Raw genomic sequence first — 12867 nt, 5'->3', positions numbered from 1 at the left:
ATGCTCCTTGTTGGTTATTGTGCCCCCGGGCGCTGGGCCCAGGCCTTGAATGCCGCGCCGTTGCGCGAGCACACCAGGATTTTTCCGCTGCCGGAAAAGCGCAGCACCATGCCTTCGCCGCTGGTCTGGCTGTTCACCAGATTGCTGAGAAAGCCGCTGCTGCCGCCGGTGGTGACCGAGATTTCATAGCGCAGCGCGCTGTCCCATGCCACCACATGCGAGTTATCGATGATCACGTCGTGTCCCGGCGTCACGTCCAGTTGCGACATCGAACCGAAGCCCGACACCGCCACCTGGCCGGTGCCGCTGGTCTCGGTGATGAAAAAGCCGCCGCTCTGGGCGAACAGCGCATTGCCCAGGCTTTGGGTACGGACCTTCAGCTCCACGCTGGAGGTGGCGGCGACAAAGGCGCCGTCACTCAGCATGTACTGCCGCTGGCCCACTTCCAGGATCTGCATCGCACCGGGCAGGGTCGGCGCCAGCAGGCAATCGCCGCCGCCGCGCACCGCCTCGATGTGCTGCTGGAAGAAGGACTCGCCGTTGGCGAAGCGCCGCATGATCGCCGCGCCGATGCCGCCGGTCACCTTGCCCTTCAAATCGAGCGCCGCTTCCATCATCACCATCGCATCCGACTCGCAGTAGATTTTTTCACCCTGCGCCATCGACACATGCAGGAAGGGATCGACGTCGCCGGTAATCGAAAATTTAGGCATGATATGAGTCCTTTCCTGTTGAATTAAACGCCGACGCCGAACGAAGCGGCGAGTGGACCGAGGCCGCCCTTGAAGCCCTGGCCGACGGCCTTGAACTTCCAGTCGCCGCCGTTGCGGTAGACCTCGCCGAACACCATCGCCGACTCGGTCGAACCGTCTTCCGACAGGTCGTAGCGGGCGATCTCGGCGTTGCCGCCGGCGTTGACGGTGCGGATGAACGCCTTCTGCACCATGCCGAAGTTCTGCTTGCGGGCGTCGCCTTCGTGGATCGTCACGCAGATGGCGATGCGCTCGACATCGGCCGGCACCTTGGTCAGGTCGATGGTGACGGTTTCGTCGTCGCCATCGCCGGCGCCGGTGCGGTTGTCGCCCGAGTGGGTGACCGACTGGTCGGACGATTTCAGGTTGTTGTAGAAGATGAAGTCGGTATCGTTGCGCACTTTGCCGTCCGCTTTCAGCAGGAAGGCCGAGCCGTCCAGGTCGAAAGCGTTGCCGTCGGTGGTGCGCACGTCCCAGCCGAGGCCGACGATGATTTTCGACAGGCCCGGCGCTTCCTTGCTCAGATTAACGTTGCCGCCTTTTTGCAGACTGATTGCCATGATGTGATGCTCCTATAAGAGAACCGGACATTAGGTACTACCGAGCGGCGCGCCGTGTCCGTATAAAACGGCGCGCCGTGTTCTTTGCATTCCTACGCCGCGATCGCCACTGCGGCTTCGTGCTTGCGGCGGTGGCGTATCGACGACCACACCGAGGCGCCGATGAAGGCCACGCCAATCAGGCCGGTGAAGATTTCCGGCACGTGGAACTTCATGCTTGCCAACATGATCGCGGCCAGGATGCCGATCGCATAGTGCGCACCGTGCTCCAGGTAGACGAACTGGTCGAGCGTGCCCTTCTTCACCAGGTAGATCGTCATCGAACGCACGAACATCGCGCCGATCGCCAGGCCCAGCATGATGATCACGACGTCGGTGGTGATCGCAAACGCGCCGATCACGCCGTCGAAGCTGAACGAAGCATCGAGCACCTCCAGGTACAGGAAACCGCCGATACCGCCCTTCTTGACCATGTCGCCGACGCCGCTGCCCTCTTCTTCCTTCTCCAGGAAGTTGCTGATCGAATCGACACCGACATACACCAGGATGCCCCACAGGCCGGAGATCAATACCACCAGTTTCTGCGCCTCGGTCACCAGGCCCATGCAGCCCAGCAGCACGCCGATGGAAATCATCACCGATATCGATGAGACCTTGCCCAGCGAGCCAAGTTTCTTCTCGAAGTTGCCCAGCCAGTGCGTTTCTTTTTCCGCATCCAGCAGGAAGTTCAGGAACACCAGCAGCAGGAACATGCCGCCGAAGGCCGCCACTTCCGCGTGGTGGTTGGTCAGGTGCATCGAATAAGTCTTGGGATCGTTCAACGCCAGCGTCCACACGTCCATGATGCCGATGTCGGCCGCGACCGCCACGATCACCAGCGGGAACAGCAGGCGCATACCGAACACGGCGATGATGATGCCGACGCCGAGGAACAGCTTTTGCCAGTACTCATCCCAGTTCTTCAGCACGGAGGCGTTCACCACCGCGTTATCGAAGGACAGTGACACTTCCATCGCAGCGAGGATCAGCGCGACACCGAAGGCGGACAGGGCGCCGCTCCAACCTGCCAGCTCGTAGCCCCACCAGCCGGCCACCGCAAGGCAGATGATGCTGACGAGGAAGGAAACTCTGAAGTGTTTCATCGTTTGTTCTCTCTTGGTTATGAATCGATGGGATGCAGTGTAGAGAAAAAACGGATTTTAAAAAATAGAAGATAATTGAAGTATTGCATCGTAAAAACCGAAGATAAGGAAACGGAAAAGCGCCATGAAAACCAGTGGATTGAACTTTCGGCACCTGTATTTTTTCTGGATGGTGGCCAGGGAAGGCGGCGTCACGCGCGCCGCCGAGCGGCTCGGGCTGGCGGTGCAAACCATCAGCATGCAACTCGCCTCGCTCGAGCAATCGGTGGGAAAACAGCTGCTCGAACCGCAGGGCCGGCGCCTGGTGCCGACCGAGGCGGGCAAGCTCGCGCTCACCTATTGCGACCAGATCTTCCTGCTCGGCGACCAGCTGCAGGATGCGCTGGACGAAGCCGACACCGGCAAGATGCGGCTCACGGTCGGCATCTCCGACTCGCTGCCCAAGCTGATCGCCTTCCGCCTGCTGCAGGCCACGCAGGAAATGGAAACCCAGGTGCGGCTGGTGTGCATGGAGGACGAATTCGAGAACCTGCTGGCCGAGCTGGCCTTGGGCAAGCTGGACGTGGTGCTGACCGACCGCGCGGTGCACGCCGGCGGCAGCCTCAAGGTATTCAGCCACTTGCTGGGCGAAAGCGACATGAAACTGTTCGGCGTGCCCAAGCTGGCGCGCAAATACCGGCGCAACTTCCCGGCCAGCCTGCACGGCGCGCCGCTGTTGCTACCGACCCGCAACAACGCGCTGCGCGGCCGCATCGACGCCTGGCTGGTGCAGCACGAAGTGCGGCCGGACATCGTCGGCGAATTCGAGGACAACGCCATGCTCAACACCTTCGGCCGCAACGGCCTCGGCCTGTTCTTCGCGCCGTCGGCGCTGGCGCAGGACCTGGAAGACCAGCTCGGCACGGTACTGGTGGGCGACGCGCCGGAACTGCTCGAGCACTTCTACGCCATCTCCAACGCCCGCAAGATCAAGCATCCGGCCATCGAAGCGATCCTGTCGGCGGTACACACCGGCCCGTTCGCAGTCGCCGCCCACGACTAACCCCGGTGTTATTTTGGCAATGCAGGATTTAGGCACTTTTGGCCGCAGTCGTTTAAGATGTCCGTTTTAAACTACCCACAACGCCGCTCGGCCCCTATGCAAAACTTCCTGCTTGTCGTGCTCGCCCTGTTCCTGGTCGCGCTAAACGGTTTCTTCGTGGCGGCCGAATTCGGCATCGTCACACTGCGAAAAACGCGCGTTCGCGCGATCGCCAAGACACAGGGACTACGGGGCCGCATCCTCGGCAAGGTGCACGGCGAGCTGGACGCCTACTTGTCCGCTTGTCAATTGGGCATCACGCTGGCCTCGCTGGGCCTGGGCTGGGTCGGCGAGCCGGCCTTCGCCAGCCTGCTGGAACCGCTGCTGACGGCGATCGGCGTCACCTCGCCCGAGTTGATCCACGGCATCGCCTTCGTGTTCGCCTTCTGCGTGATCTCCTTCCTGCACATCGTGGTCGGCGAACTGGCGCCGAAATCGCTGGCGATCCGCATGCCGGAGGTGGTCGGCCTGTGGAGCGCGCCGCCGCTGTACGCCTTCTACTGGGCGATGTACCCGTTCATCTACGTGCTCAACGCCAGCGCCACCATGGTGCTGAAGCTGGCCGGACTGGCCGGCAAGGGCAGCCACGACAGCCATTATTCGGTGGAAGAATTGAAGTTGATCCTGCGCACCAGCCAGCCCGGCGAAAAATTCAACAAGGACGAGCGCAACATCCTGGCCCATTCGCTCGATTTCAGCGACCTGGCCGTGTCCGACCTGATGCGCCCGATCAACGAGGTGATCAGCCTGCACGCCGGCCGCGCGCTCAACGACAACCTGCAAACCATGCTGCGCAACCGCTTCAGCCGCTATCCCTACTACGACAAGGATGGCGAGACGGTGCTCGGCGTGGTGCACCTGAAGGACCTGTTCTTCGCCCAGCAGTCGGGCAAGCCGGTGACCGACCTGGTGCCCTTCCTGCGCCCGGTGGAAACGATTTCGGCCCGCACCCCGGCGCTGGAGCAGTTCCGCCGCTTCCGCGACGGCGCCCCGCATTTCGCGCTGATCGGCGAAAAGGGCAAGCGCCCGGTCGGCTTCATCACGCTGGACAACCTGCTGGGCGCGATGGTCGGCGAAATCCACGACGAATTCCGCCTCAACGAGAACGATTGGCTCAAGCAGGCCGACGGCACGCTGATCGGCAAGGCCAGCCTGCCGATCTTCTCGCTGGAGCGCACGCTCGGCATCGACATAGAAAATGAGGAACTGGGCCTGGAAGAGGTAGAATCCGTAGGCGGCCTGATCATGCTGAAGCTGGGCGATATCCCGAAACAGGGCCAACGCATCAGTTTCCGCGGATTCGACATCGTCGCCAAGAAAATGAATGGCCCGCGTATCCTGCTGGTCAAGGTCATCCCCAAGGACGACACCGAGGATAACGCCGACCAGGATTGATAGGTACCGGAAAGGTACCAGGGGGTGGAGACATGCTTACCCGGCGTACCTTGCTGCTTCTTTGCGGCGCCCTGCTCTGCCTGTCCGGCGGCGCCGGCGCCGAAACGCACGGCTGCGGCCACCTGCGCAGCGCCTTCTACGAATACGGCGCGCTGTACTACCAGGCCGCCGACGGCAGCTGGACCGGCATCGACAAGGACGTGGTCGACGAGGTGGCGCGCCGCATGGGCTGCACCATCGAACCCAGCACCGACTCGCGGGTGCGCATCTGGGCCGGCCTCAACGGCGGCAACCTCGATATGTCGGTGTCCGCCGTCTCCACGCCGGAGCGCGAGAAATTCGGCCGCGTGGTTCCCTACATCAACGAGCGCAACTACGTATTGATCAGCAAGGAGGTCGGCCCCCACGTCCGCAGCATGGCCGACTTCCTGGCCGATCCCAACATCAAGATCGGCGTCATCAAGTCCTTCAAGCACGGCAAGGCCTACGATGCCTGGCTGGAGCGCCTGCGCGCCAAGGGCCGGGTGTACGAGGCGGCCGACTATGGCGCCTTGCTCAGGCTGTTCAAGGTGGGACGGGTGCACGCGGTCATGGCCATCACTTCCGGCTGGTATCCGCTGCTCAAGCAGGACCACATGGCGGGCACCTACCGCATCATGGATTGGGCGCCGCCCAAGGATGCCGTGGTCGGCGGCCTGATCCTGTCGCGCCAGCGCATCGATGCGGCGATGGCGGCGCGCTTCAGCAAGACCATCCAGGCGATGCGCGAGGACGGCACGCTGAAACGCATCTTCGAGCGCCATCTCGATGCCGAACTGGCGGCCCGGCTGGTCAATTACTAGACGAACTGCTAAGCGGCGTCGCCGGTCCAGTTGCGCAGCAAGCCCAGCGCCACCGCCAGCAGCGTCGGGCCGATGAACAGGCCGACGAAGCCGAAGGCCAGCACGCCGCCCATCACGCCCAGCAGCACCAGGATGAAGGGCAGGCTGCTGCCGCGGCTGATCAGCATGGGCTTGACCACGTTGTCGACGCCGCTGATCACGAAGGCCCCCCACACCAGCATGAAGATGGCCCAGCCGGTGCTGCCCTGGTTGAACAGCCAGATGGTGGCGCCGCCCCAGATCAGCGGCGGGCCGACCGGGATCAGCGAGAACAGGAAGGTCGCCACCGACAGCAGCGCCACGGCCGGCACGCCGGCGATCAGGAAGCCGATCGCCGCCACCACCGCTTGCGCCAGCGCCGTGCCCAGCAGGCCGTACATCACGCCGCGCACGGTGCGGCTGACGGTGTCGGCCACCGATACGCTCTGCTCGCCGATCAGCTTGTCCAGGCCGGTCGCCAGCGCCGCCAGCAACGCCTGGCCGTCGCGGTACAGGAAGAAGCTGACGAACACCGCCAGGCTGACCTGCGCCACGCCGCTGCCCAGCACCATGCCGCTGCCCAGCAGGAAGTGGCGGGCCGGTTCCAGCAAGCCCTTGGCGGCGTTCAGCAATTCCTCGCGGCTGCCCAGCAGGCGGCGCAGATAGGTGTCGACCACCTCGCCCAGCAGCGGGATCTCCTTCAGCCAGGCCGGCGGCTCCAGCGTGCCGCTGCCGATGCTGGCCTTGAGCTGCTCATAGAAATCGGAAGCGTTGTCGGCGATGTTCCAGGTCACCAAGGTCAGCGGCACGATGATCAGCAGCGTCAGGCCGACGCTCATGATGAGCGCGGCCAGCCAGCGGCGCTGCTTCAGGCGCGCCAGCAGGCGCAGGTACAGCGGCCAGCTGGAGATGGTGATGGCGGTGGCGAACAGGATCGCGGCGACGAAGGGCCGCAGCACGATCAGGCAGCCGATCACCAGCAGGATGATGGCCGCGAGGCGGGTGAACGGCTGGAAGCGCTGCTGCATGCGGTCTCCGCTCAGGACAACAGCAGTTTGAGATCATGCACCGCCGGCGCCGGTCCCTGCCCCGGACGGATCAGCAGGCGGATCTTGCCCTGCTTGTCGAACACATAGCTGGCGGCGGTGTGGTCCATCGAATAGCTGCCCGGCTCCTTGCCCGGCACCTTGTTGTACAACACCTTGAATTCCTTGCCCATGGCGGCGGTCTGCCCGGCCGTGCCGCGCAGGCCGAGGAAGCGCGGGTCGAAGGCCGGCACATACTCGGCCAGCAGCTGCTGCGTGTCGCGTTCGGGATCGACGGTGACGAACAACACCTGCACCTGCCCGGCCAGCGGGCCCAGCTCCTTCATCACGGCCGCCATCTCCGCCATCGTGGTCGGGCAGACGTCGGGGCACTGGGTATAGCCGAAGAACATGACGACGACCTTGCCCTTGAAGTCGGCCAGCGTGCGCGGCTTGCCGGTATGGTCGGTCAGCGCGAAGTCCCTGGCGAAGGAGGCCCCGGTCAGGTCGGTATTCTGGAAGGGGACGGAAGACTTCTCGCCGCAAGCGGCCAGCAACAAGGTGACAGCCATCAGAGACAAGGCGAGAAGTTTTTTCATATCTTGAAGTAGTGGTCCACCAGCAGCGCCACGAACAGCAGCGACAAGTAAATGATCGACCAGGTGAACGCCTTGCGGGCCACCTGGTCGGTGTAGTGACGGTAGATCTTCCATGCGTGGTGCAGGAACACGGCGTTCAATATGATGGCACTGGCCAGGTAGATCAGGCCGCTCATCTGCACCACCCACGGCAGCAAGGTGGTCGCGGCCAGCGCGATCGAGTACAGCCAGACGTGGAACTGCGTGAACTGCATGCCGTGCGTGACCGGCAGCATCGGCAGGCCGGACTTGGCGTAGTCGTCGCGGCGGTACAGCGCCAGCGCCCAGAAGTGCGGCGGGGTCCAGACGAAGATGATCATCACCAGCAGCCAGGCTTGCATCGGCACTTCGTTGGCGACGGCGGCCCAGCCCAGCGCCGGCGGCATGGCGCCGGACAGGCCGCCGATGACGATGTTCTGCGGCGTGGCCGGCTTCAAGATCATGGTGTAGATGACGGCGTAGCCGACGAAGGTGACAAAGGTCAGCCACATCGTCAGCGGGTTCACCAGCGCGTACAGGATCCACATGCCGGCGCCGCCGATGATGGCGGCGAACACCACCGTCTGCTTGACGGTGATGTCGCCCAGCGCCATCGGGCGGCGGGCGGTGCGCGCCATGCGGGCGTCGATTTCGCGCTCGGCCAGGCAGTTGACGGCGAACGCGGCGCCGGCCAGCAGCCAGATGCCGGCGGTGGCAGCGATCACGACACGCCAGTCCGGCATGCCTTCGGTGGCGAGGAACATGCCGATCACGGCGCAGAATACGGCCAGCTGCGTGACGCGCGGCTTGGTCAGCGCCCAGTATTGGGAGGCGCGGCTGGCGGATTTGGTTGTAGCGGTTTGAGTGGTCATTGGTGCTTATGGTTGCCGGTTTGCCGGGCAGGCGGGCCGGACGGAAATGCGGCGCTTGAGGCTGCCTTTTTTGCAATATCGTATTGGTGCTTAGCCTTGTAGTTTAACATGGTCAGCAACAGCACCAGCATCGCCGCACCGGCGTTGTGCAGCACGGCGATGGCCAGCGGGAAGCTCAGGTAGATGGTGGCGATGCCGCTGGCGATCTGCACGCCCAGCGTGATGGCGATGTGGCGGGCGGTTTTATGCAGCGCCGCATGGTCCCACGCGCGCCAGGCCGTGTAGCCGGCCACCAGCGCCACCAGCAAGCCGACGTTGCGGTGCACCCAGTGGATCGCCGTCAGCGCCGAGAACGGCAGGTAGTGGCCGGCGGCGGTCTTGCCCAGCTCGCGCCACAGGGTGAAGCCGTGTTCGAAGTCCATCTCCGGCACCAGCTTGCCGCCGCACAGCGGGAAATCGGTGCAGGCCAGCGTCGCGTAGTTGGTGCTGGTCCAGCCGCCCAGCGCCAGTTGCAGCAACAGCAACGCGGCCGAGGCGCCGGCCAGCAGGCGAATGTTGCGCATGGCCGGCGGCGAGGCGCTGACCACGGTGCGCACCGGCGAGGTCAGGTAGTTCTGGCGGCCGCCGTACCAGACCAGCATGGACAGCAGGCCCATGCCCAGCAACAGGTGCATGGTGACGATCACCGGCTGCAGCTTGAGCGTCACGGTCCAGGCGCCGAACGCGCCCTGCAGGCAGACAAAGAAGAACAGCGCGGTCGGCAGCCATGGCGCGTACTCGGCGCGGCTGCCCTTGGACTTGCGCCATTGATACCAGGCCTGCGCCATCATCGCCACGATCAGCACGCCGATCGCCATCGCCAGGTAGCGGTGGATCATCTCGATCCAGGCCTTGACCAGGGTCACCGGGCCGCTCGGCAGCAACGCCTCGGCCGCCTTGATTTCATCGTGCGCCAGGAAAGGGTTGGCCAGGCCGTAGCAGCCCGGCCAGTCCGGGCAACCCAGGCCGGAGTCGGTCAGGCGCGTGAAGGCGCCGAACACGATCAGGTCGAAGGTCAGGAACACGCTGACCCACACCAGCTTGCGGTATTTATTGGCGTCCGACGAGGTCCAGACGATGGCGGCCGGCAGCAGCGCCACCAGCAGCGCCGTGATGGCCATTTGAGCGAGTGTGGCGTGCATGATTAACCTATCGCGGAAGCCTTGAGCAGTTTGGCGATGTCCTTGTTGACCTTCTTGACCTTCTCGATGTCGCTGGAAACCGCGCCCTTGGGGAAGCGCATCATCAAATTGCCCAGCGGGTCGATCAGGTAGACGTGGTCGGAGGCGCGGTCGGCGGCGCCCTGCTCCAGCGGCAGCCACTGCTCGACCACGGCGGCCGGCGCGCGCAGCATGCGGGTGCCGTCGTTGACGCGCATCAGCACGGTATCGAGCGGCCGCTCGTCGGTGATCATCCACACGCGCTCGATGCGCTCCATACCCTTGCCCTGCATGGTGCGCAACTGGCGCATCGCGAACAACTGGTCCTGGCACTCCTGCAGGCAGTCGGACGGTCCGACCTTGAGCATGATCCACTTGCCCTTGTAGTCCTCGAGACTGGCCGGCTTGCCGTCCAGCGTGGTGCTGGCCATGGCCGGAATCGGATGCAGGCGCGGATCGATCAGCGCGCCGTAGTTGGTCACGCCGCCCTTGGGCTTGATGACATAATAGGTAAAGTAAGACGCGACCAGCGGCGCGGCGCATACGGCCAGCACCGCCAACAGTTTCCAACGTCCACGACCCTTGCTATTTACTGGTTTTTCCACGTCTGCATCCATTCACCACAAAGAAGATAACGGCCATCGCCGCCAGTGCGTACCACTGGAAGGCATAGCCCTGATGTTTTTCCACGCCCAGCGCCGGCGCCGGCCAGTCGCGCACGATCCGCGCGTCGTCGCCGGGCGGCAGCGGCGCGGCGCCCTGCTCCACCACGAACGGCTGCATGGTCATGCCGCTATCCTTGGCCACCAGCAGCGGATCGGCGTTGAGCACGATCGCGTTCGGCGCCAGCACCGGTGCCGTGCCCAGCTGCATCACGTGGCCCGGATTCAAGCGCGCCGTGCCCTCCAGCGTCACCTCGCCCTGCGGCGTGGCGTAGGCCGGCAGCTTGTCGCGCGCGGCCGGATCGCGCGGCAGCCAGCCCCGCTCGACCAGCACATGCATGCCCGATCCCGCAATTTTAAACGGCATCAGCAGATAGAAACCGGCGCGGCCCTGGTAGGGGCGGTTTTCCAGGTACAGCGGCCAATCGCGCACGAACGCGCCGCGCATGGCGACGCGGCGGAATTCCACCGCCTCGGCCGCCATCGGCGCGCCGTCCAGCGTCAGCGGCGCGGCGGCGTTGCCCTCGGCCAGCCTGGCCTGCAGCGCCAGCTTTTGCAACGCCCGGCGCTCCTGCCAGTTGCCCAGCGAGATGCCCAGCGCCACCACCAGCACGGTGGCGACGAAGGGAATCAATTTAAAGCGGAAGCTGATACGCATTACAATAGAATCCTATCCATCCACCGCCCGCTCAGATCATGAAAATTGCCGTCGCCATCATCGCCTTCGTCCTGATACTCGGCAGCCTGGGCGCGGCGTTCTTCTTCCTGATGCGCGACAAGGGCAAGAGCAACAACACGGTGAACGCGCTGGCGGTGCGCGTCGGCCTGTCGATCACGCTGTTCCTGCTGATCCTGGCGGCCTACAAGCTGGGCTACATCCACCCCACCGGCATCCGCACATAAGCACATAAAAAAAGCCGCATCCGGGAGCGCCCCGTATGCGGCTTCTTACAGCGGATTATAGCGCCGTTACAGCCGGCTTACAGCCAATAAACGACCACGTACAGACCCAGCCAGACCACGTCGACAAAGTGCCAGTACCAGGCCGCGCCTTCGAACGCGAAGTGGTTTTCCGGCGTGAAGTGGCCCTTCAGAACGCGGTACAGCACCACCGACAACATGATCGCGCCCATCGTCACGTGGAAGCCGTGGAAGCCGGTCAGCATGAAGAAGGTCGAACCGTAGACGCCCGAGGTCAGCTTCAGGTTCAGTTCGGTGTAGGCGTGGTGATATTCGTAAGCCTGGAAGCCCATGAAGATCGCGCCCAGCAGCACGGTGGCGAACAGCCAGATCGCGGTTTGCGCGCGGTGGCCGGCACGCAGCGCGTGGTGCGAGATGGTCAGCGTCAGGCCCGAGGTCAGCAGCAGCGCGGTGTTGATGGTCGGGATAGGGAACGGGCCCATGGTCTTGAACTGCTCGATCACGCCGGCCGGGCCGACATTGCCCCAGTGGGCGGCGAAGTCAGGCCAGATGAACTTGTGGTCCAGGTCGCCCAGCCACGGCATCGTGATGGTGCGCGCATAGAACAGCGCGCCGAAGAAGGCGCCGAAGAACATCACCTCGGAGAAGATGAACCAGCCCATCGACCAGCGATAGGAGTAGTCGATGCGCTGGCTGTACTGGCCGCCCTCGGACTCCTTGATGGCGTCGCCGAACCAGAAGTACAGCACGCTGATGATGCCCAGCAGGCCGACGAAGTTGACGGCCGGGCCCCACGAGGCGTCGTTGACCCACGCCGAGGCGCCGATCATCGTCACCAGCAGGGATATGCCCGCGAGCAGTGGCCATTTGGATGGACCAGGTACAAAGTAGTACGGCGCCGTGGCGTTATGTGAACTCATCTTCATCTCCCTAATTTACTTAGACACGACTAATTTGACGATAGTAATCAGCAGCCCGATAAACACGGCCACGCCCAGCAAGGCGGCGATGACGATATGCAGCGGGTTCAGTTTGACCGAGTCCGTATCGAAATCGCTTTTGCGGCGCAGGCCGAAGAACGACCAGATTACCGCCTTCATCGAATACATGAAAAACGCTTGCTGCTGCGGCTTTTTCTTATCTTGCTCCATTGCCCGCACTTTCGTTTGCGGCGGTCTTGACCAGGCCGCCGCCCACTTCAAAGAACGTATACGACAGCGTGATGGTCTTGACCTCCCTCGGCAGCGCCGGGTCGATGAAGAACACCACCGGCATCTGCCGCGCCTCGTTCGGTTTCAGCGTCTGCTGCCTGAAGCAGAAGCACTCGACCTTCTTAAAGTGCGGCATCGCGCTTTGCGGCGCGTAACTCGGTATGGCTTGCGCGTTCATCTCGCGGTTCTGCGTGTTGACCACTTCATACATCACGGTGTTCAGCTCGCCCGGATGCACGGTCATGGTGTTGACCGTCGGCCGGAAGCGCCACGGTCCCTGCGCATTGCCATCGAACTCGATGACCACGTTGCGGGTCTTGTCGACCTGCGTATTCTTGTCCAGCTCGACCGTGCCGTCCTGCTGCGTCAACACGTTCAGGCCCAGCGCTTCGCAGATCTGGCGGTAGAACGGATTCAACGCATAGGCAAAACCGAACATCAGGATGGCAATGACGATCAGCTTGCCCAGCAGGGTGCGGTTCAGTCCGCGTGTTTCATTTTCTTCGCTCACGTCAGCTCAGCCAGATGCGCTTCACGAACACGGAGGCGAAGAAGAAGACCACCAGCCCG

Annotated in this window: 16 protein-coding genes; 4 read left to right on the top strand and 12 right to left on the bottom strand. The window is 63.5% G+C overall.

All coding sequences use genetic code 11. The features are described 5' to 3' along the window. Positions 1-14: 14 nt before the first annotated feature. The 3 genes from ACEN9F_RS24045 to ACEN9F_RS24035 form a co-directional block, all read right to left on the bottom strand. Complete coding sequence (locus ACEN9F_RS24045) at positions 15-713, bottom strand: TIGR00266 family protein (RefSeq protein ID WP_413424037.1); 699 nt, start codon at positions 711-713, stop codon at positions 15-17. Between the two features lie 23 nt (positions 714-736). Continuing rightward, positions 737-1312 carry a TerD family protein gene (locus ACEN9F_RS24040; RefSeq protein WP_413424035.1) on the bottom strand — a complete coding sequence of 192 codons (576 nt, stop codon included), beginning with the start codon at positions 1310-1312 and terminating at the stop codon, positions 737-739. A 92-nt stretch (positions 1313-1404) separates the two neighbouring features. After that, positions 1405-2454 (bottom strand): DUF475 domain-containing protein, encoded by a 1050-nt coding sequence (locus ACEN9F_RS24035; RefSeq protein WP_413424033.1) that lies wholly within the window; start codon positions 2452-2454, stop codon positions 1405-1407. 124 nt (positions 2455-2578) lie between these two features. On the opposite strand from ACEN9F_RS24035, the gene nhaR reads away from it, so the two are divergent. The 3 genes from nhaR (at position 2579) to ACEN9F_RS24020 (ending at position 5772) form a co-directional block, all read left to right on the top strand. Then, complete coding sequence (gene nhaR, locus ACEN9F_RS24030; protein ID WP_413424032.1) at positions 2579-3496, top strand: transcriptional activator NhaR; 918 nt, start codon at positions 2579-2581, stop codon at positions 3494-3496. Between the two features lie 96 nt (positions 3497-3592). After that, entirely contained in the window at positions 3593-4930 is a 1338-nt protein-coding gene (locus ACEN9F_RS24025; protein ID WP_413424030.1) for a hemolysin family protein, read from the top strand. A gap of 32 nt (positions 4931-4962) precedes the next feature. After that, positions 4963-5772, top strand: a complete 810-nt coding sequence (locus ACEN9F_RS24020; protein WP_413424028.1) for a substrate-binding periplasmic protein — start codon at positions 4963-4965, stop codon at positions 5770-5772. Between the two features lie 8 nt (positions 5773-5780). Here ACEN9F_RS24020 and ACEN9F_RS24015 read toward each other — a convergent pair whose 3' ends face one another. Genes ACEN9F_RS24015 through ACEN9F_RS23990 form a run of 6 tightly spaced genes read right to left on the bottom strand, consistent with a single transcriptional unit; the run spans position 5781 to position 10823 of the window. After that, positions 5781-6818 carry an AI-2E family transporter gene (locus ACEN9F_RS24015; RefSeq protein WP_413424026.1) on the bottom strand — a complete coding sequence of 346 codons (1038 nt, stop codon included), beginning with the start codon at positions 6816-6818 and terminating at the stop codon, positions 5781-5783. Positions 6819-6829: 11 nt separating this feature from the next. Beyond that, positions 6830-7414 carry an SCO family protein gene (locus ACEN9F_RS24010; protein ID WP_413424024.1) on the bottom strand — a complete coding sequence of 195 codons (585 nt, stop codon included), beginning with the start codon at positions 7412-7414 and terminating at the stop codon, positions 6830-6832. Next, on the bottom strand, positions 7411-8304 hold the full coding sequence (gene cyoE, locus ACEN9F_RS24005) for a heme o synthase (RefSeq protein WP_413424022.1): 894 nt from the start codon (positions 8302-8304) through the stop codon (positions 7411-7413). Before cyoE ends, ACEN9F_RS24010 begins: the two co-directional genes overlap by 4 nt. Further along, on the bottom strand, positions 8301-9485 hold the full coding sequence (locus ACEN9F_RS24000) for a COX15/CtaA family protein (RefSeq protein ID WP_413424020.1): 1185 nt from the start codon (positions 9483-9485) through the stop codon (positions 8301-8303). The genes cyoE and ACEN9F_RS24000 overlap by 4 nt, the downstream gene beginning before the upstream one ends. 2 nt (positions 9486-9487) lie before the next feature. Continuing rightward, on the bottom strand, positions 9488-10120 hold the full coding sequence (locus ACEN9F_RS23995) for an SCO family protein (RefSeq protein ID WP_413424018.1): 633 nt from the start codon (positions 10118-10120) through the stop codon (positions 9488-9490). Next, the gene (locus tag ACEN9F_RS23990; protein WP_413424016.1) at positions 10089-10823 is read right to left on the bottom strand and encodes an SURF1 family protein; all 735 of its coding nucleotides are present in this window, start codon (positions 10821-10823) and stop codon (positions 10089-10091) included. Before ACEN9F_RS23990 ends, ACEN9F_RS23995 begins: the two co-directional genes overlap by 32 nt. Before the next feature lie 38 nt (positions 10824-10861). Here ACEN9F_RS23990 and ACEN9F_RS23985 point away from each other — a divergent pair, with 38 nt between their 5' ends. Next, positions 10862-11068 (top strand): twin transmembrane helix small protein, encoded by a 207-nt coding sequence (locus ACEN9F_RS23985; protein WP_413424014.1) that lies wholly within the window; start codon positions 10862-10864, stop codon positions 11066-11068. A gap of 77 nt (positions 11069-11145) precedes the next feature. Here ACEN9F_RS23985 and ACEN9F_RS23980 read toward each other — a convergent pair whose 3' ends face one another. From ACEN9F_RS23980 to ACEN9F_RS23970, 3 genes are read right to left on the bottom strand one after another with little or no spacing between them, the layout of a single operon-like run. Next, positions 11146-12006 carry a cytochrome c oxidase subunit 3 gene (locus ACEN9F_RS23980; protein ID WP_413424012.1) on the bottom strand — a complete coding sequence of 287 codons (861 nt, stop codon included), beginning with the start codon at positions 12004-12006 and terminating at the stop codon, positions 11146-11148. A gap of 15 nt (positions 12007-12021) precedes the next feature. Next, a complete protein-coding gene (locus tag ACEN9F_RS23975; RefSeq protein WP_413424010.1) occupies positions 12022-12237 on the bottom strand; it encodes a DUF2970 domain-containing protein in 216 nt (71 codons plus the stop codon). After that, positions 12224-12808, bottom strand: a complete 585-nt coding sequence (locus ACEN9F_RS23970) for a cytochrome c oxidase assembly protein (protein WP_413424008.1) — start codon at positions 12806-12808, stop codon at positions 12224-12226. The genes ACEN9F_RS23975 and ACEN9F_RS23970 overlap by 14 nt, the downstream gene beginning before the upstream one ends. Positions 12809-12867: the final 59 nt, after the last annotated feature.

The organism is Duganella sp. CT11-25 (assembly GCF_047302815.1).
In the GTDB taxonomy this organism is placed as follows: domain Bacteria; phylum Pseudomonadota; class Gammaproteobacteria; order Burkholderiales; family Burkholderiaceae_D; genus Rugamonas.
Note: the sequence above shows the minus strand (reverse complement) of the source record. Positions and strands in the feature narration are given on the sequence as shown.